The 22,445-nt window shown below is 67.8% G+C and carries 26 protein-coding genes; 12 read left to right on the top strand and 14 right to left on the bottom strand.

The features are described 5' to 3' along the window. Position 1 precedes the first annotated feature (1 nt). Positions 2 to 403, bottom strand: coding sequence for a PAS domain S-box protein (locus tag JVH1_RS04185; protein ID WP_011598323.1), 402 nt, complete (start codon positions 401 to 403; stop codon positions 2 to 4). A 127-nt stretch (positions 404 to 530) separates the two neighbouring features. Here JVH1_RS04185 and JVH1_RS04180 point away from each other — a divergent pair, with 127 nt between their 5' ends. Then, positions 531 to 1,016: a DapH/DapD/GlmU-related protein gene (locus JVH1_RS04180; protein WP_016883133.1), complete on the top strand. Its 486-nt coding sequence runs from the start codon at positions 531 to 533 to the stop codon at positions 1,014 to 1,016. On the opposite strand, the gene JVH1_RS04175 is transcribed toward JVH1_RS04180, so the two are convergent. Beyond that, positions 956 to 1,471, bottom strand: coding sequence for a MarR family winged helix-turn-helix transcriptional regulator (locus JVH1_RS04175; RefSeq protein WP_009479617.1), 516 nt, complete (start codon positions 1,469 to 1,471; stop codon positions 956 to 958). The genes JVH1_RS04180 and JVH1_RS04175 overlap by 61 nt on opposite strands. 72 nt (positions 1,472 to 1,543) lie before the next feature. Between JVH1_RS04175 and JVH1_RS04170 the strand changes: the two genes are divergently transcribed. From JVH1_RS04170 to bluB, 3 genes are read left to right on the top strand one after another with little or no spacing between them, the layout of a single operon-like run. After that, positions 1,544 to 2,392: an alpha/beta fold hydrolase gene (locus JVH1_RS04170; RefSeq protein ID WP_009479618.1), complete on the top strand. Its 849-nt coding sequence runs from the start codon at positions 1,544 to 1,546 to the stop codon at positions 2,390 to 2,392. Between the two features lie 45 nt (positions 2,393 to 2,437). Beyond that, positions 2,438 to 3,475, top strand: a complete 1,038-nt coding sequence (locus JVH1_RS04165; protein ID WP_009479619.1) for a GTP-binding protein — start codon at positions 2,438 to 2,440, stop codon at positions 3,473 to 3,475. Beyond that, on the top strand, positions 3,472 to 4,131 hold the full coding sequence (bluB, locus tag JVH1_RS04160) for a 5,6-dimethylbenzimidazole synthase (RefSeq protein WP_051033799.1): 660 nt from the start codon (positions 3,472 to 3,474) through the stop codon (positions 4,129 to 4,131). The genes JVH1_RS04165 and bluB overlap by 4 nt, the downstream gene beginning before the upstream one ends. Here the strand turns inward: bluB and JVH1_RS04155 are convergent. From JVH1_RS04155 to glp, 4 genes are all read right to left on the bottom strand, one after another. Beyond that, positions 4,128 to 5,552 carry a DEAD/DEAH box helicase gene (locus JVH1_RS04155; RefSeq protein WP_009479621.1) on the bottom strand — a complete coding sequence of 475 codons (1,425 nt, stop codon included), beginning with the start codon at positions 5,550 to 5,552 and terminating at the stop codon, positions 4,128 to 4,130. The two genes, bluB and JVH1_RS04155, sit on opposite strands and share 4 nt — an antisense overlap. 252 nt (positions 5,553 to 5,804) lie before the next feature. Beyond that, complete coding sequence (locus JVH1_RS04150; protein ID WP_009479623.1) at positions 5,805 to 6,218, bottom strand: molybdenum cofactor biosynthesis protein MoaE; 414 nt, start codon at positions 6,216 to 6,218, stop codon at positions 5,805 to 5,807. Next, positions 6,211 to 7,185, bottom strand: a complete 975-nt coding sequence (gene moaCB, locus JVH1_RS04145) for a bifunctional molybdenum cofactor biosynthesis protein MoaC/MoaB (RefSeq protein WP_009479624.1) — start codon at positions 7,183 to 7,185, stop codon at positions 6,211 to 6,213. Before moaCB ends, JVH1_RS04150 begins: the two co-directional genes overlap by 8 nt. Further along, positions 7,182 to 8,366, bottom strand: a complete 1,185-nt coding sequence (glp, locus tag JVH1_RS04140; RefSeq protein ID WP_009479625.1) for a gephyrin-like molybdotransferase Glp — start codon at positions 8,364 to 8,366, stop codon at positions 7,182 to 7,184. Before glp ends, moaCB begins: the two co-directional genes overlap by 4 nt. Positions 8,367 to 8,486: 120 nt before the next feature. Between glp and moaA the strand changes: the two genes are divergently transcribed. After that, a complete protein-coding gene (gene moaA, locus JVH1_RS04135; RefSeq protein ID WP_043782234.1) occupies positions 8,487 to 9,542 on the top strand; it encodes a GTP 3',8-cyclase MoaA in 1,056 nt (351 codons plus the stop codon). Continuing rightward, positions 9,535 to 9,792 carry a MoaD/ThiS family protein gene (locus JVH1_RS04130; RefSeq protein ID WP_009479627.1) on the top strand — a complete coding sequence of 86 codons (258 nt, stop codon included), beginning with the start codon at positions 9,535 to 9,537 and terminating at the stop codon, positions 9,790 to 9,792. Before moaA ends, JVH1_RS04130 begins: the two co-directional genes overlap by 8 nt. On the opposite strand, the gene JVH1_RS04125 is transcribed toward JVH1_RS04130, so the two are convergent. Both JVH1_RS04125 and nadE read right to left on the bottom strand, forming a co-directional pair. Beyond that, positions 9,789 to 10,574 (bottom strand): SDR family oxidoreductase, encoded by a 786-nt coding sequence (locus JVH1_RS04125; RefSeq protein WP_009479628.1) that lies wholly within the window; start codon positions 10,572 to 10,574, stop codon positions 9,789 to 9,791. The two genes, JVH1_RS04130 and JVH1_RS04125, sit on opposite strands and share 4 nt — an antisense overlap. 4 nt (positions 10,575 to 10,578) lie before the next feature. Then, positions 10,579 to 11,418, bottom strand: coding sequence for an ammonia-dependent NAD(+) synthetase (gene nadE / locus JVH1_RS04120; RefSeq protein WP_009479629.1), 840 nt, complete (start codon positions 11,416 to 11,418; stop codon positions 10,579 to 10,581). Positions 11,419 to 11,468: 50 nt separating this feature from the next. Here nadE and JVH1_RS04115 point away from each other — a divergent pair, with 50 nt between their 5' ends. Then, on the top strand, positions 11,469 to 12,020 hold the full coding sequence (locus JVH1_RS04115) for a nucleosidase (RefSeq protein WP_009479630.1): 552 nt from the start codon (positions 11,469 to 11,471) through the stop codon (positions 12,018 to 12,020). Here JVH1_RS04115 and JVH1_RS04110 read toward each other — a convergent pair. Together JVH1_RS04110 and JVH1_RS04105 are read right to left on the bottom strand one after the other, a co-directional pair. Further along, a complete protein-coding gene (locus JVH1_RS04110) occupies positions 12,017 to 12,787 on the bottom strand; it encodes an META domain-containing protein (RefSeq protein WP_009479631.1) in 771 nt (256 codons plus the stop codon). The two genes, JVH1_RS04115 and JVH1_RS04110, sit on opposite strands and share 4 nt — an antisense overlap. A 34-nt stretch (positions 12,788 to 12,821) precedes the next feature. Further along, the gene (locus JVH1_RS04105) at positions 12,822 to 13,421 is read right to left on the bottom strand and encodes a TetR/AcrR family transcriptional regulator (RefSeq protein WP_009479632.1); all 600 of its coding nucleotides are present in this window, start codon (positions 13,419 to 13,421) and stop codon (positions 12,822 to 12,824) included. A gap of 101 nt (positions 13,422 to 13,522) precedes the next feature. On the opposite strand from JVH1_RS04105, the gene JVH1_RS04100 reads away from it, so the two are divergent. After that, positions 13,523 to 14,086 (top strand): NAD(P)H-dependent oxidoreductase, encoded by a 564-nt coding sequence (locus JVH1_RS04100; RefSeq protein WP_009479633.1) that lies wholly within the window; start codon positions 13,523 to 13,525, stop codon positions 14,084 to 14,086. Between the two features lie 29 nt (positions 14,087 to 14,115). Here the strand turns inward: JVH1_RS04100 and JVH1_RS04095 are convergent, their stop codons facing one another. Beyond that, on the bottom strand, positions 14,116 to 14,949 hold the full coding sequence (locus JVH1_RS04095; RefSeq protein ID WP_009479634.1) for a siderophore-interacting protein: 834 nt from the start codon (positions 14,947 to 14,949) through the stop codon (positions 14,116 to 14,118). 564 nt (positions 14,950 to 15,513) lie between these two features. Between JVH1_RS04095 and JVH1_RS04090 the strand changes: the two genes are divergently transcribed. From JVH1_RS04090 to nrdF, 4 genes are all read left to right on the top strand, one after another. Continuing rightward, entirely contained in the window at positions 15,514 to 15,747 is a 234-nt protein-coding gene (locus tag JVH1_RS04090) for a redoxin NrdH (RefSeq protein WP_005240286.1), read from the top strand. Positions 15,748 to 15,835: 88 nt separating this feature from the next. Further along, entirely contained in the window at positions 15,836 to 16,312 is a 477-nt protein-coding gene (nrdI, locus tag JVH1_RS04085; RefSeq protein WP_005259574.1) for a class Ib ribonucleoside-diphosphate reductase assembly flavoprotein NrdI, read from the top strand. Beyond that, on the top strand, positions 16,270 to 18,453 hold the full coding sequence (gene nrdE, locus JVH1_RS04080) for a class 1b ribonucleoside-diphosphate reductase subunit alpha (RefSeq protein ID WP_009479636.1): 2,184 nt from the start codon (positions 16,270 to 16,272) through the stop codon (positions 18,451 to 18,453). The genes nrdI and nrdE overlap by 43 nt, the downstream gene beginning before the upstream one ends. A 77-nt stretch (positions 18,454 to 18,530) precedes the next feature. Beyond that, positions 18,531 to 19,496, top strand: a complete 966-nt coding sequence (gene nrdF / locus JVH1_RS04075) for a class 1b ribonucleoside-diphosphate reductase subunit beta (protein ID WP_005240291.1) — start codon at positions 18,531 to 18,533, stop codon at positions 19,494 to 19,496. A gap of 79 nt (positions 19,497 to 19,575) precedes the next feature. On the opposite strand, the gene JVH1_RS04070 is transcribed toward nrdF, so the two are convergent. From JVH1_RS04070 to JVH1_RS04060, 3 genes are read right to left on the bottom strand one after another with little or no spacing between them, the layout of a single operon-like run. Then, a complete protein-coding gene (locus JVH1_RS04070) occupies positions 19,576 to 20,049 on the bottom strand; it encodes an NUDIX domain-containing protein (protein WP_009479637.1) in 474 nt (157 codons plus the stop codon). A gap of 8 nt (positions 20,050 to 20,057) precedes the next feature. Beyond that, a complete protein-coding gene (locus JVH1_RS04065) occupies positions 20,058 to 21,122 on the bottom strand; it encodes an iron-siderophore ABC transporter substrate-binding protein (RefSeq protein WP_009479638.1) in 1,065 nt (354 codons plus the stop codon). Between the two features lie 35 nt (positions 21,123 to 21,157). Beyond that, positions 21,158 to 22,165 (bottom strand): ABC transporter substrate-binding protein, encoded by a 1,008-nt coding sequence (locus tag JVH1_RS04060; protein ID WP_009479639.1) that lies wholly within the window; start codon positions 22,163 to 22,165, stop codon positions 21,158 to 21,160. Between the last annotated feature and the right edge of the window lie 280 nt (positions 22,166 to 22,445).

Here is a 22,445-nt window from a genome sequence, read left to right as displayed (position 1 = left end):
GTTATCGGATCGGTTGCCTCGCGGCCGTGGGGTTGCCCCAGATCGTGTCGGATTCGTCCTGGAGCACGAGGGCGACCAACCTCTCGGCACCTGCGGTGAACGTGGACGCCGCGACGCGCACCCAGATCCAGTGGCCTTCCCGGTGGCGGATGCGCAGATGTGCTGTCGCGCTGGTGCTTTCCGTGCCCAGAACCCGGGCGAGCATGGTGCCCCACAGCTCGGCGTCGTCGGGGTGGAACAGTTGCTCGTGTTCGAGGTCTGCGAATTCGGCGGTGTCGTAGCCGATCAGGGCCGCGCAGGCGGGGTTGCTGAACACGAGGTTTCGTTCCCGGTCGTGAACGCTGATCGCGTGGGGGATGGACTCCATCAGTGCAGCGAATCCGTCGCTATCCAGTTGTCTCACTGTCCCCCCTCGGGCATCTTCGTTGGCGCCCACATCGTACGCCGCGCCTCGGATCTTCGGGCGGTGTCGCAGTTAACGACGAGCAACTTCCGGTATCGAACCGGCACCGTGGCGATAGGGTGACGGGATGCGGTTCGTCACCATCGTCCAGGCCTCCGCGTTCGTCCCCGTGTGGCTTCGCGTTCTCCTGCTGATGGCGGCGGGCGCGAAAGTGTGGGGAGCCGGTATCTATTCCGGCTGCTATTTCGGCAGCAGGGACGTCACGATGGGGCTGGGGACGTTCGTCAACCGCGGAGTGCTGTTCGACGGCACCGCGCCCATCACGCTCGGCAGGCAGGTTGCTGTCGGGCACCGCGCGCAGTTCATCACGAGTACTCACGAGATCGGTCCGAGCGACGGCCGGGGCGGGCGGGTGGTCGACCGTCCGATCGTGGTCGGCGACGGGTGCTGGATCGGCGCGGGCGCGATCATCCTTCCCGGAGTGACGGTGGGGGACGGATGTGTCATCGGGGCGGGCACGGTGGTCACCCGCGACTGCGCGCCGAACGGGCTCTACGCGGGGTCGCCCGCGCGTCGTGTCCGCGACCTCGACTCCGCGCCGTCCGTGCGCTGAGCGCCGGCCTGGCGTTCGACGGTGACCGCACGGTTCACGCCGTCGAGAAACCGTGAAATGGTGGCCCTTTCGGGGGCGTCGAAGTCGTCGAGGACGGAGGCCGTCCGGTCGATGAGCGGCCCGAAGAACGTCCGACCGAGGTCGACGGCGCGGGGTGTGACCGCGAGCAACGACCTGCGGCGGTCGTCGGCGTCCCGGTCGCGCCGGATCAGGTCTGCCTTCTCCATGCGGTCGAGCAGGGCGGTGACCGAGGCGGAGTTGATGCCGAGCTGACTTCCGAGCCATCCGGGTGTGGCGACGAGTCCCGCCCGGTCGGCGTCGAGGATGCAGATCAGGGCGCGCAGATCGGTGGTGTGCAGTCCGTGCAGTTGCGCGAATTCGGCGCCGAGCAGATTCAGCTCGACTGCCAGTGCGCGAAGCCGGTGCACGGTCTGCGCGCCTTCGTCCGGGTCCACGCTCTGTAATCTACTGCGACTTTTCCTTCGTTTGTCTAGTATCTCGATTGTCGAGATAACCGAGGAGGGCTGATGAAGGCAGTCGACGACTTCTTCGCCGCCTACGACGCGCTGCTGGACGAGTGGCCGGTGGACGTCACCCCCGTCGACGTCCCGACGCGGTTCGGGTCCACCCGGGTGAACGTGTGCGGACCCGAGTCGGGGGCGTCGCTTCTGCTGCTGCCCGGGGGCGGGGCGACGTCGACCGTGTGGATCGGGAACGTCGCGGCCCTCGCCCGCAGTCACCGGGTGTTCGCGGTGGACGTCATGGGCGATGTGGGGCGCAGTGTGAACGACGGTGCACCGCTGCGCACGGCCCTGAACCTGTTCGAGTGGCTGGACGCGGTGCTCGACCACCTCGGGGTGAACGTGTCCGCGGTGGTCGGTCATTCGTACGGCGCCATGATCGCCCTCGCCTACGCGCTGCACGATTCCCGTCGCGTCGACAGCCTGGTGCTGCTCGACCCGACGTCCTGCTTTGCGGGCATGAGCCCGAGGTATCTGCTCCGTGCGGTGCCGGCGCTGATCAGGCCGACGGAGAAGCGGCAGCGGAGTCTGATCGGCTGGGAGACCGCGGGCACCGGAGTCGACCCGCGGTGGCTGGCCGTGAGCGCGCTCGGGGCGGCCGCTTTCGGCCGCACTGCGCTCATGGTGCCGCCGCGCCCGAAGGCCGAGGCGCTGGCGAGGCTGACCGCGCACACTGCCGTGGTGCTTGCCGGGGGCAGTCGGGCGCACGATCCGGGCAGGGTGGCGGCGAACGTCCGCCGGTTGCTCCCGTCGGCCACGGTCACGACGATTCCCGGCGCCACACATCACGCGCTGCCGATGACGCCCGCTGCCGACGTCGACGCGGCGATCCTCGCCGCGGGGGCGGGACGCTAGGATGGGCGCCCGGTAGATCGTCGAGGTCCCACGGAGGTCGCAGCGTTGGCGAAGAAGCGGATTCCCGTCGTCATCGTCGCCGGATTCCTCGGTTCGGGAAAGACGACACTGCTCAACCACGTGCTGCGCAACAACCGCGGGGTCCGGGTCGGCGTCATCGTCAACGACTTCGGCGCCGTGAACATCGATTCGATGATGGTGGCCGGTCAGGTCGATTCCATGGTGTCGCTGAGCAACGGCTGCATGTGCTGCGCCGTGGACGTGAGCGACATGGACGAGATGCTGGACCGCCTCGCCCATCCCACGTCGCAGATCGACGTCATCATCGTCGAGGCGAGCGGACTTGCCGAGCCGCGCAACATGATTCGGCTCGTTCTCGGCAGCACCAACCCGCACGTCGTGTACGGCGGCCTCGTCGTGATGGTCGACGGTGAGCAGTTCGAGGACATGTCGGCGCAGCACCCGGACCTCGGCAAGCACGTCACGCTCGCCGACCTCGTGATCCTGAACAAGACGGACCGCATCGACGACGGCCGACGCGCCGCCGTGCAGGCGATGGTCCGCGACTACAACGACCGCGCGCCCGTCCTGACCACCGCGCACGGCAGGATCGAGCCCACCCTGCTGTTCGACCGTGAACCCGGGCGTGAACCGGCGGCGGGGGAGCAGCTCACCCTCGACCAGCTCCTGCTCGACCAGCACGATCACTGCGAAGACCACGATCACCTGCACTCGTCCTACGAGGCAGTCGATTTCGCCTCCGACGACCCGATCGATCCGCGTCGGCTCGTCGAGTTCCTCGAGAAGCGACCGGTCGGGATCTACCGGATCAAGGGATTCGTGCACTTCGCGGTGCCCGGACAGTCGCGGAAGTTCGAAGTGCAGACGGTCGGCCCGCACATCAGATTCACGTCGACGCGCTGGGAACCCGGCGAGGAGCGGGCGACCCAGCTGGTGCTCATCGGCGCCGACATCGAGGCCGAGCACGTGCGGACCCGGCTCGCGGACTGCGTCGTGGCGGAGGGAGACGAGGCGGACCCCGGCGCGATGCTGGGCGTGCACCGCTATACCGTGACCGCGTGACCGAGTCTGTGTGTAGTCCTGAAACGAATCCCGAGCCAGCGCTGTCCGTGTACGACGCGATCCGTCGTCGCCGCGACGTGCGGGCCGAGTTCACCGGGGAGCCGATCGCGGCCGCCGTGCTCGACCGCATCCTGGGTGCGGCGCACTGCGCCCCCAGCGTGGGCAACACGCAGCCGTGGGATTTCGTCGTCGTGCGCGACACCGCGACGCTGACCACGTTCGCCGATCATGTGGCCGGCGCCCGGCGGCGTTTCGCGGACTCGCTGCCCGAGGACCGGAAGAAGAAGTTCGATCCCATCAAGATCGAGGGGATCTGCGAGAGCGGTATGGGAATCGTCGTCACCTACGACCGGAGCCGAGGGGGCGAACACATCCTCGGCAGGCACACGGTCGACGACACCGGTCTGTTCTCCGCGGTGCTCGCGATCCAGAACCTGTGGCTCGCCGCGGCAGCCGAGAACGTCGGCGTCGGCTGGGTGTCGTTCTACGACGAGCCGTATCTCACCGAACTGCTGGGCATCCCCGACCCGGTGCGCCCCATCGCCTGGCTGTGCGTGGGGAAGGTTGCCGAGTTCCAGCAGGTGCCGGACCTCGAGCGCTTCGGGTGGCGGGGGCGCCGGCCACTGGCCGACGCCGTCCACCTCGAAAAGTTCTAGCCCTGACGGCGGCGTGAGCCGGCCGCGGACGCCGTGCGGGTTCCACCGCCCGTGGACGACGCGGCGCGCGGGCGTCCGGCACCGCCGGAGCGGGAGCGACGTGCCCCGCCGCCCTGGCCGTGTGCGCGACCGTCCTGACCGCCGCGTCCACCCTGGGCGCCGCCCGGTCGCTGATTGCGTCCGCCGCCGTTCGACGCCGGCGCCGCCGCCTTGGGGGCGGGGGTGACGTGCGGTGCGATGGCGCCGACCAGGTCGAGCACGTGCGCGGAATCCGCGGTGCTGCGGAGGGGGGTCACCTTGATCGCGGCCTTGCGCATCAGGACCGCGAGGTCCTTGCGCTGCTCGGGCAGCACGACCGTCACGACGTCGCCGGCGCTGCCCGCGCGTGCGGTGCGACCGGAACGGTGCAGGTATGCCTTGTGCTCGGCGGGCGGATCGACGTGGACGACCAACTGCACGTCGTCGACGTGGACGCCGCGCGCTGCGACGTCGGTGGCCACCAGCACGCGTGCCTCACCGGCGGAGAACGACGCGAGGTTGCGGTCACGGGCCGCCTGCGACAGGTTGCCGTGCAGGTCGACCGAGGGGATTCCCGCCTCGGTGAGCTGACGGGCCAGCTTGCGGGCCTGGTGCTTGGTGCGCATGAACAGGATCCGGCGTCCGGTTCCGGACGCCAGCCGCTCGACCAGCTTCCGTTTGGCTTCGACGCCGTCCACGTCGAACACGTGGTGCGTCATGGCGGCGACGGGCGAGTTCGCCTCGTCGACCGAGTGCAGGACCTCGTTCTTCAGGAACCGCTTCACCAGCTTGTCGACGCCGTTGTCCAGCGTGGCGGAGAACAGCAGCCGCTGCCCGTGCTGGGGGGTCGCGGTGAGGATGCGGGTGACGACGGGCAGGAAGCCGAGGTCGGCCATGTGATCGGCCTCGTCGAGCACGGTGATCTCGACGGCGTCGAGGCTCACGAACTTCTGCTTCATCAGGTCTTCGAGCCGTCCGGGGCACGCGACGACGATGTCGACGCCGGCCTTGAGAGCGCTTACCTGACGGTTCTGGGAGACACCACCGAAGATGGTGGTGACCCGCAGGTCGTAGGCGGCGGCGAGGGGCTCGAGGGCTGCGGTGATCTGCGTGGCGAGCTCACGGGTGGGGGCCAGGATCAGGCCCATCGGGCGGCCCGGGCGGCGCTTTCCGCCGGACAGTTCGCCCGCGAGGCGGGACACCATCGGAATGGAGAAGGCGAGCGTCTTACCGCTGCCCGTCTTGCCCCGGCCGAGCACGTCGCGGCCCGACAGCGTGTCGGGGAGGGTGTCGACCTGGATCGGGAACGGGGAGGTGATCCCCTTGTCGGCGAGTGCTTTCACCAGTGGTTCGCGGACGCCGAGCGCAGCGAACGTCGTGTCGGGAGTATGTGTGTCAGACAAGTGGTCAGGCCTTTCGGGCACAGGGTTGTGCCCGGAGGGCCGATACGGAAGGTCTCCGTCGGAGCTCGAGCACAGGTTGGCGGCGTTGCCGGTCGGCAAGCTTCTTCGCCGTAAGAAGAGCGGATGCGGTGGTGCACATCCAACAGGATTCGGGTGACCGAACTGAATGCGTTCTACGACGCTCGATGACCGTCGTGGTCACCTAGTGATCGCCACTCTACCCGGTGACAGCCGACCGGTCCGACCGAGGACTCACAAACCGACCCATTCCGAGGCCCCGTCGGCGAACTTCTGCCGCTTCCAGATGGGTACCTCGTGCTTGATCCGTTCGACCAGTTCGGCGCACGCGGCGAACGCCTGGGCGCGGTGTGGTGCGGCGACCGCGGCGACCACCGCGAGGTCGCCGACGGTGAGGGACCCGACCCGGTGGACGGCGGCCACGGGCAGTCCGGTCGACGCCGCGACCTCCTCGCAGACGGTACGGAGGAAGCGCTCGGCGTCCGGGTGCGACTGGTACTCGAGGGCCGAAACGGATTGTCCGCCATCGTGGTTGCGGACGACGCCGGTGAACACCACCACGGCGCCGTGCTCGGGCCCGGCCACGGCGGCGTCGACGACGGCGGGATCGAGGGGCTGATCCGAGATCTGGGCGAGGATGTCACTCATCGTGCGCACCTCCGCCTGCGACCTGAGCGAGAAGGTGGTCGACGATGGGGTCGAGGACGGACAATCCGTCCTTGACGCCACCCGGTGAGCCGGGCAGATTCACCACGACTGTGCCGTTCGCCACACCGGCGAGTCCGCGGCTCAGCGAGGCGTGCGGCGTCACCTCCGTCCCGCGGTTCCGGATGGCGTCGGCCACACCGGGGAGTTCTCGGTCGAGCACCGCGCGGGTGGCCTCCGGGGTGGCATCCGTGGGGGAGACGCCGGTACCGCCGGTACTGATGATCAGCGCCGGATTGCCGGACAGGGCGTCGGCGAGGCCGGCGGCGATGTCGGCGTCCGCATAGACCAGCGGGCCCCGGGTGGTGAAGCCGCGGTCCTCGAGCCACGCGGCGATCACCGGGCCGGTAGTGTCTGCCCGTGTGCCCTTGGCGCCGCCGGTCGAGGCGACCAGTACGGCCGCGGACCGCGGTGTCACCGTGGGGGTTTCGGGACTCTGCTGCTCACGCGTCCAGTGTCCGCGTTTGCCGCCGTCCTTGGTGAGCAATCGGACACCGTCCAGTGTCGCGGCGGGGTCGACGGCTTTCACCATGTCGTGCAACGTCAACCCGGCTACCGCCACGGCGGTGAGGGCCTCCATCTCGACGCCCGTCGGGCCCTTCGTCTTCGCGGTGGCCTCGATCGTGATGGCGTCGCCCGTGAACCCGAACTCCAGTTTCACCGACGACAGCGCGAGCTGATGGCACAGCGGAATCAGCTCGGACGTCTTCTTCGCCCCCGCGATCCCGGCGATCCTGGCCGTCGCGAGAACGTCCGCCTTGGGCAGATCGTCGGCGCGGACCAGTTCGATCACCGCGGGTGTGGTGACCAATTGCCCGGCGGCCACCGCAATTCGGGTCGTGTCCGCTTTCGCGCTCACATCGACCATGCGGGCGCGGCCCTCACTGTCGAGGTGCGTCAGGTCGCTCATAGGGGGATCACCTTCACGAGTTGTCCGGCGTCGAGCGCGGTGACGTCGGCGGGAACGTCGAGGAGGACGTCCGCCCATGCCATCGCGGCGACGAGATGGGAACCGGGGCCGGACACGAGTTCGACTCCGGCGTCGGTGCGGCGTGCGCGGAGGAATTGCCGCTTGCCGGGAATGGAGGTGACGGCCGCGGCAAGCGGCAGCTCCTCGGGTTCGGTCGGGGGGAGCCCGGCCGCGCGCCGGATCTCGGGACGCGCGAACACCTCGAACGAGACGAGGGTGCTCACCGGGTTCCCGGGAAAGTTGAGGACGGGCGTTCCGTCCACGACGGCGGTGCCCTGCGGGCCGCCCGGTTGCATCGCGACGTGACCGAACTGTGCGCCGAGCGGCGAGAGCGTCTCCTTGACCACCTCGAAGTCGCCCATCGACACCCCGCCGGAGGTGAGGACCAGATCGGCGGTGGTGGTCGCCTCCGCGAGCAGGGTCCGGAACTCGGCCGGGTCGTCGCCGCTGCGGGTGATCGAAACGACCTCGGCGCCGTTGGCCCTGGCGCTCGACGCGAGGGCGATTCCGTTGGAGTCGTAGATCTCTCCGGGGTGCAGTGTGGTCCCCGCGTCCACCAGTTCCGCGCCCGTGGTGATCACGGCGATGCGGGGACGCGGACGCACCGGGACACGCTGCAGGCCGACGGCGGCGAGGACGGCGATGTGCCGGGCGGCGAGAACACTGCCGACGGGCAGCAGGAGCGTGCCCTCCCGGACGTCGCTGCCGCGCTCGCGCACGAATTCGCCCGTGGTGCGCGAGCGTTCGATGCGGACCTGTCCGTCCGTGGTCTCCGTGTCCTCCACCGGGACGACGGCGTCGGCGCCGTCGGGGATCGGCGCACCGGTCATGATCCGGTAGGCGGTCCCGGGTGTGTGGGTGGTGGCGCCGGCCGGTCCCGCGGCGATCACGCCCAGCACCGGCAGCACGGCCGGGACCGACGCGACGGACGCGGCGTCGACCGCGTATCCGTCCATCTGCGAATTCCGGAACAACGGCAGGTCGACGGGGGAGTGGACGTCGGCGGCGAGGGCGCGCCCGAGCGCCTCGCCGAGCGGAATCTCCTCGGCCGGGCGCTCATGGAGCGTCGCGAGGAGTTCGGCGACGTGCTGGGCGTGCTGCTCCACAGAGCGTGCGGTCACGATGTTCCTCCGGCCATGGTCACCAATCCTAGGCATCCCACCAACCGGGCGACGGGCACCGCGCCGGACAACGGTCACCCCCTCGCGGCATACTGGACAGATGCAGGGAAAGGCAACTCGATGACGGCGGTGGCGATGGGTATCCCGACCGTCCGGTCGTCGGTCTCGCTCGACGGGAGGCCCGACGTCGACCAGCTGGTCGACCGGTTCGGCCGAGTCGCGCGTGACCTGCGGGTGTCCATCACCGAGAAGTGTTCGCTGCGCTGCACGTACTGCATGCCCGAGGAAGGCCTGCCCGCCATTCCGGCGGAGAACCTCCTCACCGCGAACGAGATCGTCCGGCTCGTCGACATCGCCGTCCACCGGCTCGGTGTGCGTGAGGTGCGGTTCACCGGGGGCGAGCCGCTGATGCGGGTGGATCTCGAGCAGATGATCGCCGGGTGCGCCGAGCGTGCACCGGGGATCCCGCTCGCGATGACCACCAACGCGGTCGGTCTCGAGCACCGCGCGGCCGGGCTCGCCCGCGCCGGACTGACGCGGGTCAACGTCTCCCTCGATTCGGTCGATCGTGAGCACTTCGCGAGACTGACGCGGCGCGACCGGCTGCCGTCGGTGATCGCCGGTATCCGCGCCGCCGCCCGGGCGGGACTGGCGCCGCTGAAGATCAATGCGGTGCTGATGCCCGAAACGCTCAGTGGAGCGGCCGATCTCCTGGAATGGTGCCTGAGCGAGGGCGTCGCGCTGCGGTTCATCGAGGAGATGCCGCTCGACGCCGATCACGAGTGGGCACGCGAGAACATGGTTGCCGCCGACCGGTTACTGGCCGTCCTCGGCGAGCGATTCACCCTCACCGAACACGGGAGAGAAGATCCGTCGGCGCCCGCCGAGGAGTGGCTCGTCGACGGCGGACCGGCCACGGTCGGGATCATCGCGTCCGTCACCCGCTCGTTCTGCTCGGACTGCGACCGCACCCGTCTCACGGCCGAGGGAACGGTACGGTCGTGCCTGTTCAGCGACCAGGAGATCGACCTGCGGGCGGCCCTGCGGTCGGGGGCGGGCGACGAGGAATTGGCGCAGTTGTGGCGCGGCGCGATGTGGAACAAGTGGGCAGGCCACGGAATCAACGCGGACGGCTTCGCCCCGCCGCAACGCAGCATGGGAGCTATCGGTGGTTGACGTGACAGGCATTTCCGTTCGGTACTTCGCGGCCGCCGCCGACGCGGCGGGCTGCACCAAGGAAACTCTCGACCTCCCGGCCGGCGCCGACCTCGGCCAGGTGAAAGAACATCTCCTGGCCAAGTACGGCCCCGACATGCAGCAGGTGCTGTCGGTCTCCGCTTTCCTGGTGGACTCCGAGCTGACGCGCGACCTGACCCGCAGCGCCGGCACGCAGGTGGACGTCCTGCCGCCCTTCGCAGGCGGCTAGCGGGCCGCGTTCACGGAGTCGGCCAGCCACCGGTCGAACGTGATCGTTCCGAACCGATTGTCGGGCACCAGGTTCGACCCGTCCCGAAAGAACTGACCCATCGCGCCCGGAAGGGGCACGGTCACGACGAATCCGTGCGTCCCGGTGGCCTTCTTCCATGCCGCAGTCAGATCGCGGGCGGTGCGAACCTCCGGTCCACCGATCGTGATCGTCCCCTCCGGCGCCGGTTCGGCGGCCAGGGCGGCGTCGACCAGCGCGGTCGCGACATCCCTGGTGTCGATGGTCTGGAAGCTCGTCTTGGAGAACGCGGGGATCAACCCGGCCCGGCTCGCCGGCTTCGCGATCATGGGAATGATGTCGTGGAACTGGGTCGCCCGCACGATCGACGTCTCTACCGCGGCGCTCTCGTAGACCCGTTCCTGCTTCCGCTTCGCCTGGTAATAGGGGAACGCGCTGCGGTCGACGTTGACGATGGAGAGCAGCACGGCGCGTCCGACTCCCGCGCCGTCCGCGGTGGCGAGGAGGTTCTCGGCGCCCTTCTCCAGCACGGCCCGGGTGCCGCGGGTCTTGCCGTCGGTGGTGTCCACCACGACGTCGACACCGTCGAGTGCCTCCGCGAGGCCGTCACCGGTGACGAGATCACCATGGAAATGGGCGATCTCGCTGCCCGGCGCACCGCCGTGCCGGGTCAGGACACGGACGGAGTGACCGCGCGCGAGGAACTCCTTGACCACCTGCCTGCCTGCAGTGCCGGTACCGCCCGCGACGAGCGCCTGGACCATCGGGTCACCGCCACCACGTGTCGAGCGGGGTCACCGGGACCGCCCGCTTGTGGCGGGTATTCAGGAACATCGTCTCCAGCTTCTGCGCGACGGCGTCCGGCACGTCCTTGCCTTCGAGGTAGTCGTCGATCTGGGCGTACGTGACTCCCAGCGCTTCCTCGTCGGGGAGGGCGGGCCGATCGTCCTCGAGGTCGGCGGTGGGGACCTTCTTCCACGTGCTCTCGGGTGCGCCGAGTTCTCGCAGGAGCGCGGCGCCCTGACGCTTGGACAACCCGGTCAGCGGGGTGACGTCCACGCCACCGTCGCCGAACTTGGTGAAGAAGCCGGTGATCGCCTCGGCGGCATGGTCGGTGCCGACGACGAGATATCCGAGCTGGCCGGCGATCGAGTACTGGATCACCATGCGTTCGCGGGCCTTGATGTTTCCGCGGACGAAGTCGCGGAGTTCGCCGCCGTCGCCGATGATGTGGCGCAGCGCCTCGGACGACTCCTTCGCGGTGGCGTCCGCACCGGGTTTCACGTTGACGACCACCGACCGGTCGGGCTTGATGAAGTCGAGGGAGATCTGCGCGTCGGACTCGTCTGCCTGGGTGCCGTAGGGCAGCCGCACGGCGACGAACTCGGCGTCGTGGCCCTCGTCGCGCAGTTCGCTCGCCGCGAGCTGGGCGAGGCGTCCGGTGAGGGTGCTGTCCTGACCGCCGCTGATGCCCAGGACGAATCCCTTGGCCGGGGTCGACAGCAGGTAGTCCTTCAGGAACTGAACACGTTTGCGGATCTCGTCGGCCGCATCGATGGTGGGCCGGGCACCGAGTTCCTCGAGGATCTGCGCACGTAGATTAGCCATGACAGAACTCTAGCGAGTGCCCCTGACGAACGCAGGGTACGGTTCCGCGCATGAGTAGATCGGACGTTCTGGTGGTCAGCGCGACCAAGGCGGAGGCCGTGCACGTCCCGTCCGAGTTCGAGGTCTTGATCACCGGGATCGGCAAGGTGAGCGCCGCCGTGGCCGTGGCGTCCGCACTCGCCGACTATCCGCGAACGGACAAGCCGCTCGTCGTCAACATCGGCACCGCCGGTGCGTTGCACGAGCATCACAGCGGCCTGTTCACGCCGTCCACCGTCCTCAACCACGACATCAGTGGCGACGCCATCCGGGCACTCGGGCACGACGTGGCCGATCTCCTCGCCCTGCCGGACGGCGACGGTTCGGTGCTCGCGACCGGCGATCTGTTCGTGTCCGACGCCGGCGTGCGCGACGTGCTCGCCCGCAGAGCCGACCTCGTCGACATGGAGGGTTTCGCCGTCGCCTATGCCAGCGCTCGCGGCGGCGCCCGGTGCCGGCTGGTCAAGCACGTCAGCGACACGGCCGACGACTCGGCACTGGACTGGCCCGCCCGGATCGATGCGAGCGCCCGGGAACTCGGTCGCTGGCTGGCGGATCTCTAGCTCGCCCGCAGTGTCAGTCCGATCCCGTCGCTGTTGACCAGTCGCAGCGAGTCCGAATGGACGCTGTAGCTCGTCTCCCCGGTCAACGCGGCGAGTACGGCACGCTCGACCTCGGACACGTCCGGGGGGCATGCCATCCGGGTGGTGGCCCAGGGCCCGAACGAGATCGAACTCCGCTGCACGTCCGCGGTTCCGGTCATGCGGTTGCAGCCGGTGAAGCCGGACGCCGAACCGTCGCCGGCGATCAGCAACTGGGGTGCCGTCCTCTCCAGCGCCGCCGTCGTCGTGACCGCGTCCGGACTGATCAGGGCGGTCACCGTCCAGGTGGTCCCGACGACGGGCCGATTCGGCCGGACGACCTTCTCGTCCGTCAGCGTCACCGAACCGGTGGGCGTGGTGAGGGTGAGTGTGTCGCCGCCGAGCGTCCAGTTCGGCTGCGCGTCCAGCAGTGCCGCCACCCAGGCGTCCGCGCCGGCGGCCTCGCCCGGACAGGCCATCAACGTCATCGCGAGCGGACCCGCCACGACCTTCCCGCCGGACAGGTCGACGTCGGCGCTGCCCTGATTGCATCCGGCCTCGACGGAGAGGCGTCCGGTGTCGGTGAAGCCGAGCACGAGCGGCCCACCGCCGGGAATGGGATCGCCCTCGACGGAGGTGGACACGAAGGTGCGGCCCGCCGGATCCGGCGGCCCGGGCTGCACGTCGCCGCCGCAGGCGGTGAGCGAGGCGAACGTCAGAAGGCCGAGAACGGTGGCGGTGGTGCGCATTCCCCGAGGTTAGACAAATTGTCCCGATTCGGGATCAACATCGGGTGACGCGCCGGATCAGGTCCTCCCAGGCGGCGCCGAGCCGTTCGACGGACATCCCGAGGTCGCGCAATTCGTGCAGTACCAGCGTGGCCTCGAGGGGTGCGAGCAGTGAACAGGCGAGCAGTTCGTGGTCGCACTGCACCCCGGCCGCGCGAAGCAGCGACACGACGTGGCGCACGGACACCGCCCGGGCGGGTGCGGCGAAACGGAACTCGACGGAGTTCTCGGCCGCGCGCTGGACCTCGCCCTGCACCTCCACGATTGCGATGCGCGCGTGCCCGTAGGCGATCAGCCGGTCGATCGGGTCGGCGCCTGGCCCGAGCGGCGGTGGACCGAACATGAACGACTGCTGGAGTTCCCGTTCGGTGTGGTCGAGGAGTGCGTGCATGAGGCCCGACCGACTGCCGAACCGGCGGAACACTGTGCCCTTGCCCACACCGGCCTTGCAGGCGACCGCGTCCATCGTGACGGCGTCGACGCCGCGTTCCGCGACCAGCAGGGCCGCAGCATCGAGCAGAAGACGCCGGTTGCGGGCGGCGTCTCCGCGTTCCGGGGGATCGACCCCGATCTGGGGTAGCAGGGGACTGGTCACGCTTCGCATCCTACCGTGACGGGAACATAAGTGGACCGCGGTCCGTTTAGTTGCTATACATGTTCACGAGTCGCCCTACGCACCATCGAAGGATCATTGACATGTCACAGACCAACGTTCTCGTTCTCGTCGGCAGCCTGCGCGCCGCCTCGGTCAACCGTCAGCTCGCCGAGACCGCGATCGCCGTGGCGCCCGCGGGTGCCGAGGTGACCGTGTTCGACGGCCTCGGAGACGTCCCCTTCTACAACGAGGACATCGACGTCGCCGGTTCCATCCCCGCCGTCGAGGCGCTGCGTGAGGCCGCCGGCCGCGCCGACGCGCTCCTTCTTCTCACGCCCGAGTACAACGGCACCATCCCCGCCGTCCTCAAGAACGCCATCGACTGGATTTCCCGGCCGTACGGCACCGGAGCCGTGAAGGACAAGCCCGTCGCCGTCATCAGCGCCTCGCCCAGCGGCAACGGTGCACAGTGGGCGCACGAGGACACCCGCAAGGCCGTCCGCATCGCCGGCGGCAAGGTTCTCGAGGACGTCACCCTCGCCATCGGCGGCACCATCGACAAGTTCGGTGACCGGCACCCGCGCGAGAACGCTGAGGTCGCGCAGCAGGTCGCCGACGTCGTCGCCAGCCTCGTCGACGCCACGAAGCAGCTCGTCGACGCCTGACGATCCGCTCGCACGCGCCGCCGTCGCCGCTACAGCCCGGTCCGATCCAGGGCTGCGTCGACGGCGTCGCGCACCGAGTCGAAGTCGTCACCGGCCGCCAGGGCGCAGTCCCTGGCGGCTTCTATCTGTTCACGCACCGTCTCGTACCGCGCGACCCACTCCTCCTTGTTGTCGCGCCAGTAACCGATGACGTCGTATCGGTCCGAGTGCCAGTCCAGGTCGTGGCGCAACCAGCGCCGCACAACCCGCGACACCTTCGCCTCGCCCGCGAACCACACGTATCCCGGTCCATCCGGTCGCGACCAGTCGCGGGCCGCGTCGGCGAGCAGACTGTCGCCGGCGCCGTTGCCGCTCCCGTCCAGCCACGTGACGGTCACCCCGGCATCGGTGGTGAACTGCTGTCGGTCCTCGGGGGTCGTGACCTCCGCGATGACGTGCACCCGCGACGAGCCGGGTAGTTCCTCGAGTATCCGGCCGACGGCGGGCAGTGCCGTCATGTCGGCGAGGAGGAGTTGCCACTCGGCGTCGGCGGGTGGCGCGTGCCACCCCGAGGCGGTGGAGAAGCCGAGCGTCTCACCCGGGCGCGCGCGTGCAGCCCAGTGCGCCGCGGTTCCGCCCGCGTGGACGGCGAAATCGATGTCCATCTCCAGGGCGTCCGGGTCCCAGCGGCGGACGGTGTAGCTGCGCTTCTCCGCGCCGTCCGGGGGGAAGGCCAGGAGCAGGCGCTCGTCCGGCCGACCGCTGGACTCGAATCGACCGAGATCTCCGCCCGCGAGGGTGATCCTCTGCATATTCGGCGTCACCCGCGTCGTGCGCGCCACGGATGCCGACCAGGCGAGGTGTTCCAGGGGGTCGTCGGACATGCGCTCACGGTACCGGGACCGGCAGGCAGTTACCGGCCGGCAAGCATGGGGAGCGGGTCGTGTGCGACGCCCGGTGTGCCCGGCCGCGGGCGGTCGGGGAGCGGCGTCTCCGGGTGGGACGAGGGCTGCGCTCGGAGGGGTGCTGCCACGGTCCTGCGGAGTCGTCTCCGGCCGGTCCGGACGGTGCTCTCCCGGGGCCGGCACCGCGGATGCGGGCGTGTCTGCGGAGGTGACGTAAGCTCCCGGAGCCTCCAGTGCACGAGCGCGATGCGAGGGGTGTTCCTCGTCACGCCGAAAATGTGATGTGCGACACGCCGGAGCGAGCATGAAATTTATGGTCCGCGGGATGACGACCTGGGAATTTCATCAATGTGACTCACAACATCTCGGGTTAAGTGTTTCTGTCGGCCACTAGGTGTAGTGTCTTGAGCACTGAGAGACCACAACGAGAACCGACTCGGTGAGCATCTCCATCGGGGGTCACCGCCATCTCGATCCGGGGAAGTCTCAGTGCGCTGAACACACACTTCGTCAGCTCCATTCGGCAGTGGAAAGAGGGACTTCATGAGCATCACCGTCTACACCAAGCCCGCTTGCGTTCAGTGCAATGCCACCTACCGGGCCCTCGACAAGGCGGGTATCGAATACTCCGTCGTCGACATCACCGAAGACCCCGAAGCCCGGGACTACGTCATGGCACTGGGATACCTGCAGGCGCCCGTGATCGTGGCCGGTGACGAGCACTGGTCGGGCTTCCGCCCCGACCGCATCAAGACCCTCTCGGCAAACGCTGCTTGAAGCGAGGCGATCGCACCGCCCGAGGCGGAGATCGAACCGATTCCCGGGCGGCAGTAAACGGTAGTACTAGTCCAGATGGTGGAAACCGATGACATCGCTGGTGTACTTCTCCAGCGCCTCGGAGAACACGCACCGATTCGTCCAGCGGCTCGGGCTGCCTGCGACGCGCATACCCATTCATGACCGCGAGGGGACCTTCGAGGTTCGCGAACCCTACGTGCTGATCGTCCCCACCTATGGCGGGGGAACGACGGCCATGGGCCGCGACACCAGTTACGTCCCGAAGCCGGTCATCCGATTTCTCAACAACACGCACAACAGGTCGCTGATCCGAGCAGTGATCGCGGCAGGAAACACCAATTTCGGTGAATCCTATTGCTTTGCAGGAAACATCATTTCTCAGAAATGCCACGTTCCCTACCTCTACCGCTTCGAACTCATGGGCACAGCCGAGGACGTCGAGCGGGTCAGGGCCGGTCTGGGTGAATTCTGGGATCACTTAGACGACGAGGAGCACGAGAAGTGGCGCCGACCATCACAGACACCATCGACGCGGGGAGCGTAGAGCGCGACGCGCGCGGTGGAGACTCGACGAACGGTCTCGATTACCACGCACTCAACGCCATGCTCAACCTGTACGGCCCCAACGGTGAGATCCAGTTCGACAAGGACGTCGCCGCCGCCCGCCAGTACTTCCTGCAGCACGTCAACCAGAACACCGTCTTCTTCCACAACCTGGACGAGAAGCTCGACTACCTCGTGGAGGAGAACTACTACGAGCCCGAGGTCCTCGACCAGTACTCGCGCGCGTTCGTGAAGTCGCTGATCGATCACGCCTACGCCAAGAAGTTCCGCTTCCCGACGTTCCTGGGCGCGTTCAAGTACTACACCTCGTACACGCTGAAGACGTTCGACGGCAAGCGCTACCTGGAGCGGTTCGAGGACCGTGTCTGCATGGTCGCGCTCACGCTCGCCGCCGGCGACGAAGAGCTGGCGACCAAGCTCGTCGACGAGATCATTGCCGGCCGGTTTCAGCCCGCCACCCCCACGTTCCTCAACTCCGGCAAGAAGCAGCGCGGCGAGCCCGTGTCCTGCTTCCTGCTGCGTATCGAGGACAACATGGAGTCGATCGGCCGCTCCATCAACTCCGCCCTGCAGCTGTCCAAGCGCGGCGGCGGAGTTGCGTTGCTGCTCAGCAACGTTCGCGAGCACGGTGCCCCGATCAAGAAGATCGAGAACCAGAGCTCCGGTGTCATCCCGATCATGAAGCTGCTCGAGGATTCCTTCTCGTACGCCAACCAGCTCGGCGCGCGTCAGGGCGCGGGCGCGGTGTACCTGCACGCGCACCACCCGGACATCTACCGCTTCCTCGACACCAAGCGGGAGAACGCCGACGAGAAGATCCGCATCAAGACGCTGTCGCTGGGTGTGGTCATCCCGGACATCACGTTCGAGCTGGCGAAGAAGAACGAGGACATGTACCTGTTCTCGCCGTACGACGTCGAGCGCATCTACGGTGTCCCGTTCGCGGACGTCAACGTCACCGAGAAGTACTACGAGATGGTCGACGACAAGCGGATCCGCAAGTCGAAGATCAAGGCGCGCGAATTCTTCCAGACCATCGCCGAGCTGCAGTTCGAGTCGGGCTACCCGTACATCATGTTCGAGGACACGGTGAACCGGGCCAACCCCATCGAGGGCAAGATCACCCACTCCAACCTGTGCTCGGAGATCCTGCAGGTCTCGACGCCGTCGCTGTTCAACGACGACCTCTCCTACAGCGAGGTCGGCAAGGACATCTCCTGCAACCTCGGTTCGCTGAACATCGCGAAGACCATGGACTCGCCCGACTTCGCGCGCACCATCGAGGTGTCGATTCGCGCCCTCACCGCGGTGTCCGATCAGACGCACATCTACTCGGTTCCGTCGATCGAGCAGGGCAACAACGACTCTCACGCCATCGGCCTCGGGCAGATGAACCTGCACGGGTACCTGGCCCGTGAGCGGATCTACTACGGCTCCGACGAAGGCATCGACTTCACGAACATCTACTTCTACACCGTCGTGTTCCACGCGGTGCGGGCGTCCAACCGGATCGCCATCGAGCGGGGCACCCACTTCAAGGGCTTCCCGCAGTCCAAGTACGCGTCCGGCGAGTACTTCGACAAGTACACCGATCAGGTGTGGGAACCGAAGACGGAGCGGGTGCGTCAGCTGTTCGCCGAGTCCGGTGTGCACATCCCGACGCAGGACGACTGGCGCGAGCTGAAGGCGTCCGTGCAGAAGTACGGCATCTACAACCAGAACCTGCAGGCCGTCCCGCCGACGGGCTCGATCTCGTACATCAACTACTCCACCAGCTCCATCCACCCGGTGGCGTCGAAGATCGAGATCCGCAAGGAAGGCAAGATCGGCCGCGTCTACTACCCGGCGCCCTACCTGACCAACGACAACCTGGAGTACTACCAGGATGCCTACGAGATCGGGTACGAGAAGATCGTCGACACCTATGCCGCGGCGACGCAGCACGTCGACCAGGGGCTGTCGCTGACGCTGTTCTTCAAGGACACCGCCACCACCCGCGACATCAACAAGGCGCAGATCTACGCGTGGCGCAAGGGCATCAAGACGCTGTACTACATCCGGCTGCGTCAGATGGCTCTGGAGGGTACCGAGGTCGAAGGTTGCGTTTCCTGCATGCTGTAGGCGGCTCCGCCGCCCGTGAGTACTTATTAACCGCCGGCGGTTAATAAGTACTCACAGCCGAACGAAGTGAGGAATCAATGGTCAAGCTGGTGAGTCGCGTATCCGCGATCAACTGGAACCGCGTCCAGGACGAGAAGGACGCCGAGGTGTGGGACCGTCTCGTCGGCAACTTCTGGCTGCCCGAAAAGGTGCCGGTGTCCAACGACATCCCGTCGTGGGGGACGCTCACGCCGCAGGAGAAGCAGCTCACGATGCGGGTGTTCACGGGGCTGACGCTCCTCGACACCATTCAGGGCACCGTGGGCGCCGTCAGCCTCATCCCCGACGCCATCACCCCGCACGAAGAAGCGGTGTACACCAACATCGCGTTCATGGAGTCGGTGCACGCCAAGAGCTACAGCTCGATCTTCTCGACGCTGTGCTCCACCCGCGACATCGACGACGCCTTCCGCTGGTCCGAGGAGAACCCGAACCTGCAGCGCAAGGCCGAGATCGTCATGGACTACTACCAGGGCGACGAGCCGCTCAAGCGCAAGGTGGCCTCCACCCTGCTCGAGAGCTTCCTGTTCTACTCCGGCTTCTACCTGCCGATGTACTGGTCGTCGCGGGCGAAGCTCACCAACACCGCCGACCTCATCCGCCTCATCATCCGTGACGAGGCCGTGCACGGGTACTACATCGGCTACAAGTACCAGAAGGGCCTCGAGCAGCTCACCGAGGCCGAGCGCGACGACCTCAAGAACTACACGTTCGAGTTGCTCTTCGAGCTCTACGACAACGAGGTCGACTACACCCAGGACCTCTACGACGAGGTGGGCCTCACCGAGGACGTCAAGAAGTTCCTGCGGTACAACGCGAACAAGGCGCTGATGAACCTCGGCTACGAGGGTCTGTTCCCGAAGGACGAGACGGACGTCAACCCGGCGATCCTGTCGGCGCTCTCACCCAACGCGGACGAGAATCACGACTTCTTCTCCGGCTCGGGCAGCTCCTACGTCATCGGCAAGGCCGTCAACACCGAAGACGAGGACTGGGACTTCTAGAGCAACCCAGCCTGTCGCGTCGCCCGATGTCAAACCTGTTCAGTTCGACTGCACCGGTGTGACATCGGGCGAACTGCGTTCAGCGGCGGAACCACGCCTCGGGCTCGTCCTGCAGGGCCTTGTCGAGCCGCAGTCGCGACGACAGGGTGAGATCCGGCGGCAGTTCGTCGGGGGAGAACCAGGCGACGTCGTGGTTTTCGTCGTCCGACACCGTTGCCTGCCCGCCGATGTACCGCGCGAGGAAGCACACGTCCAGATACTGCGCGACGTCGCCGTTGGGGTAGGTGATCGGGTCGGTGACGTCGACGCTCGTGATCCGGACCAGTTCAGCGAGCACGCCGGTTTCTTCGCGTACCTCACGCAGCGCCGCGGGTCCGGGCTCCTCCCCGGGTTCGAGGATGCCGGACACGACGGCCCATTTGCCGTTGTCGACGCGCCGGGTCAGCAGCACCCGGCCGTCGGCGTCGCGCACCACGACACTGACCCCGGACAGCCACAGCGGCGCAGTGCCGACGTGGCCGCGCAGGGCGGTGACGAACTCGGGGACAGGCACCGGGCCTCCTAGCCGACGTAGCCGTTCAGCGTGTTCCGCAGGTCGGTGAGCATCGCGCGCGCGGCGACGACACCGTTTCCGCCCCACACGTCACCCTCCACAGCGAAGACCCGCTTGTCGGAGGCCGCCTCGAGGTCTTCCCATGCCTCACCGGACATGACGTCCTCCGCGTGCGCGGTGCCCTCCTCGCCGTGCAGGACGGCGTAGATGAGGTCGCCCTCGGCCTGGTCGATGTCGGATTCGGTGATCGGTTCGGTGACTGCGCCGTCGAGGTTCTGATAGGCGGGCCGCCGCACTCCGGCGTCGGTGAGCACCTGGCCGGCGAACGTGGCCGGACCCTCGACCTCCATGCTGTCGGCGTCGAATCGGACGACGGACGCCTGTGTCTGCGCGGCATCGATGTCGACGCCGAGCTGCTTGGCGTCCTGCTGGTACTGCTCGAGCGCGGCCGTCGCCGCGTCGGCCCGGCCCAGGGCGTTGCCGGCGAGAAGGAACTGGGCCTTCCAGTACACGGGGTCGGAGCCGACGAACACGGTGGGCGCGATGGGGGAGAGCGCGCCGTACAGCTGGTCGGACGCCGGACTCGATCCGAGGATCAGGTCCGGGTCCGCCTGCGCGATCTTGTTCACATCCGGGGCGTCGACGGATCCGACGCTCGGGATCTCGGAGATGCCCGTGCCGAGGTAGCCGGGCTGAGGCGAGTCCCCGTCGACGGTCGCCGCGCCGACCACGTTTTTCCACAGACCGAGTGCGCACACCGCGTCCAGTGCGGCGCTGTCGAGTACCACGATCCGCTGCGGATCGGACGGAACGTCGCTCTCGCCCTTCGTGTGGACCACCCGGTGCGTCGAGCCGGCCGCGAGTGCGGCGTCGACCGGGGCCGGCTCGGCGCAGGCGGTCGTGGTGTCCCGCTCGATGCCGACCACACCGGCTCCGGCGATCTGCGTGGTGGTCCGGACGATGGACGCTGCGGGATCGTCGTCGGACGGTTGAGAGCAGCCGGCGACTGCGAGCACAGCGACGGCGACGAGACCGGTGGACGCGCGGCGGGCGGAAAACCTACGAGGGGACAATTCGGCGACTTCCTGTGTGTGCGGGCGCGTTCAGGTTAGCCGCTGTGCTTGTCCACCCCGAACGTGTCCGACAGGTCGTCGAGGATGAGGTGCGCACCCTGGATGCTGACCGGCGACATCCAGCGGGCGTCGTCGACGTCGATCTTGCGTCCCTTCAGCGTCTGCCACAGCGGGCTCTCCAGGAACGGCTTCGCCGCTTCGGCGCTCTTGCCGGCCGGGTCCTGCCAGGTGCTGACGAAGATGGCGTCGCCCTCCGCCTCGCTGATCAGCTCGGGGCTGATGGCTTGCATGATGTTGTCGGGGTCGGCCGGATCGGGGCCCTGGCTCTGCGGACGAGCGAGCCCGGCGTCCGAGAGCACGATCCCGCTGAACGAGGTCGTGCGGTAGAGGCGTGCCGTCGGCTCGCCCGCGAACCGCACGACCGAGATCACCGGATTCGACGCCGTGTCGTTGATCTCCGCGCCGACGGCCGCGGCCCGCTCCTCGTAGGTGCCGATCTTCTGCTCCGCGAGTTCTTCCTTGCCCAGTGCCTTGCCGACGAGACGGATGTTGTCCTTCCACGTGGGCCCGGTCGTCTCGGTGAAGATGGTCGGCGCGATCGCGGACAGTTGCTCGTAGTTCTTTCCGTCGCGCACCTCGGCGGAGATGATCAGGTCGGGTTGCAGCGCGGCGATCTGCTCGAGGCTCGCGGTGCTGACCTTGCCCACCGACTCGGCTTCCGCCGCGAACTCGTTCCGCGAGGAGCCGAGGTAGTCGGGGAGGCCGGGTTCGCGGTAGTCGACGTATCCGACGAGTGGCGCTTCGAGGAGGAGGACGGCGTCGGTGAAACTGTTGTCGAGTGCCACGATGCGCTGCGGTGCGGCCGGGATCTCGGTGCTGCCGCGAAAGTGGTCGACGGTGCGGGGGAACTGCCCGGTCGACGACGTGGTGCCGGACGCGGCGGGGGAGTCGTCGCCGCTGGAGCAGGACGTGATCGAGAAAGTGGCTGCAGCGGCGAGTGCGACCGCGCCGGCGACTACCCGGCGTCGGGAGAGAACGTTCACATGGAGCTCCTGATCGAAAGTTAGGTGAGCGAAACCTTAGCACCGCGGTTGCGGCGTGTCGGAGCCTCCGTGGATCCGCATCGACCGGTCACGTGCGACACGCCGGACCGCGTGACAGTGAGCACTCCCCGGCGCGACAAACCGCAGGTCGCATCCGCCACAATTTGCTCTGAGTCCGGGTAAGTACGACAGTGGGTAGGACCCAGTCGGAGGCCGCTCAGGGCACGGTCTACGATTCGATGAGCGCAAGCCAGAGACCGTTCGCCTCGCAGCCCGGGGA

The sequence above is a fragment of the Rhodococcus sp. JVH1 genome, assembly GCF_000280725.2.
Classification (GTDB): Bacteria; Actinomycetota; Actinomycetes; order Mycobacteriales; family Mycobacteriaceae; genus Rhodococcus_F; species Rhodococcus_F jostii_A.
Note: the sequence above shows the minus strand (reverse complement) of the source record. Positions and strands in the feature narration are given on the sequence as shown.

Coding starts and splice junctions, on each gene's coding strand:
- JVH1_RS04090 (WP_005240286.1), top strand. CDS start 15,514: ATGAGCATCACCGTCTACACCAAGCCCGCTTGCGTTCAGTGCAATGCC.
- moaCB (WP_009479624.1), bottom strand. CDS start 7,185: ATGAGCGACCTGACGCACCTCGACAGTGAGGGCCGCGCCCGCATGGTC.
- JVH1_RS04110 (WP_009479631.1), bottom strand. CDS start 12,787: ATGCGCACCACCGCCACCGTTCTCGGCCTTCTGACGTTCGCCTCGCTC.
- JVH1_RS04125 (WP_009479628.1), bottom strand. CDS start 10,574: ATGGTCCAGGCGCTCGTCGCGGGCGGTACCGGCACTGCAGGCAGGCAG.
- nadE (WP_009479629.1), bottom strand. CDS start 11,418: ATGGCTAATCTACGTGCGCAGATCCTCGAGGAACTCGGTGCCCGGCCC.
- JVH1_RS04180 (WP_016883133.1), top strand. CDS start 531: ATGCGGTTCGTCACCATCGTCCAGGCCTCCGCGTTCGTCCCCGTGTGG.
- moaA (WP_043782234.1), top strand. CDS start 8,487: ATGACGGCGGTGGCGATGGGTATCCCGACCGTCCGGTCGTCGGTCTCG.
- JVH1_RS04115 (WP_009479630.1), top strand. CDS start 11,469: ATGAGTAGATCGGACGTTCTGGTGGTCAGCGCGACCAAGGCGGAGGCC.
- nrdF (WP_005240291.1), top strand. CDS start 18,531: ATGGTCAAGCTGGTGAGTCGCGTATCCGCGATCAACTGGAACCGCGTC.
- JVH1_RS04150 (WP_009479623.1), bottom strand. CDS start 6,218: ATGAGTGACATCCTCGCCCAGATCTCGGATCAGCCCCTCGATCCCGCC.
- JVH1_RS04095 (WP_009479634.1), bottom strand. CDS start 14,949: ATGTCCGACGACCCCCTGGAACACCTCGCCTGGTCGGCATCCGTGGCG.
- JVH1_RS04100 (WP_009479633.1), top strand. CDS start 13,523: ATGTCACAGACCAACGTTCTCGTTCTCGTCGGCAGCCTGCGCGCCGCC.
- JVH1_RS04170 (WP_009479618.1), top strand. CDS start 1,544: ATGAAGGCAGTCGACGACTTCTTCGCCGCCTACGACGCGCTGCTGGAC.
- nrdI (WP_005259574.1), top strand. CDS start 15,836: ATGACATCGCTGGTGTACTTCTCCAGCGCCTCGGAGAACACGCACCGA.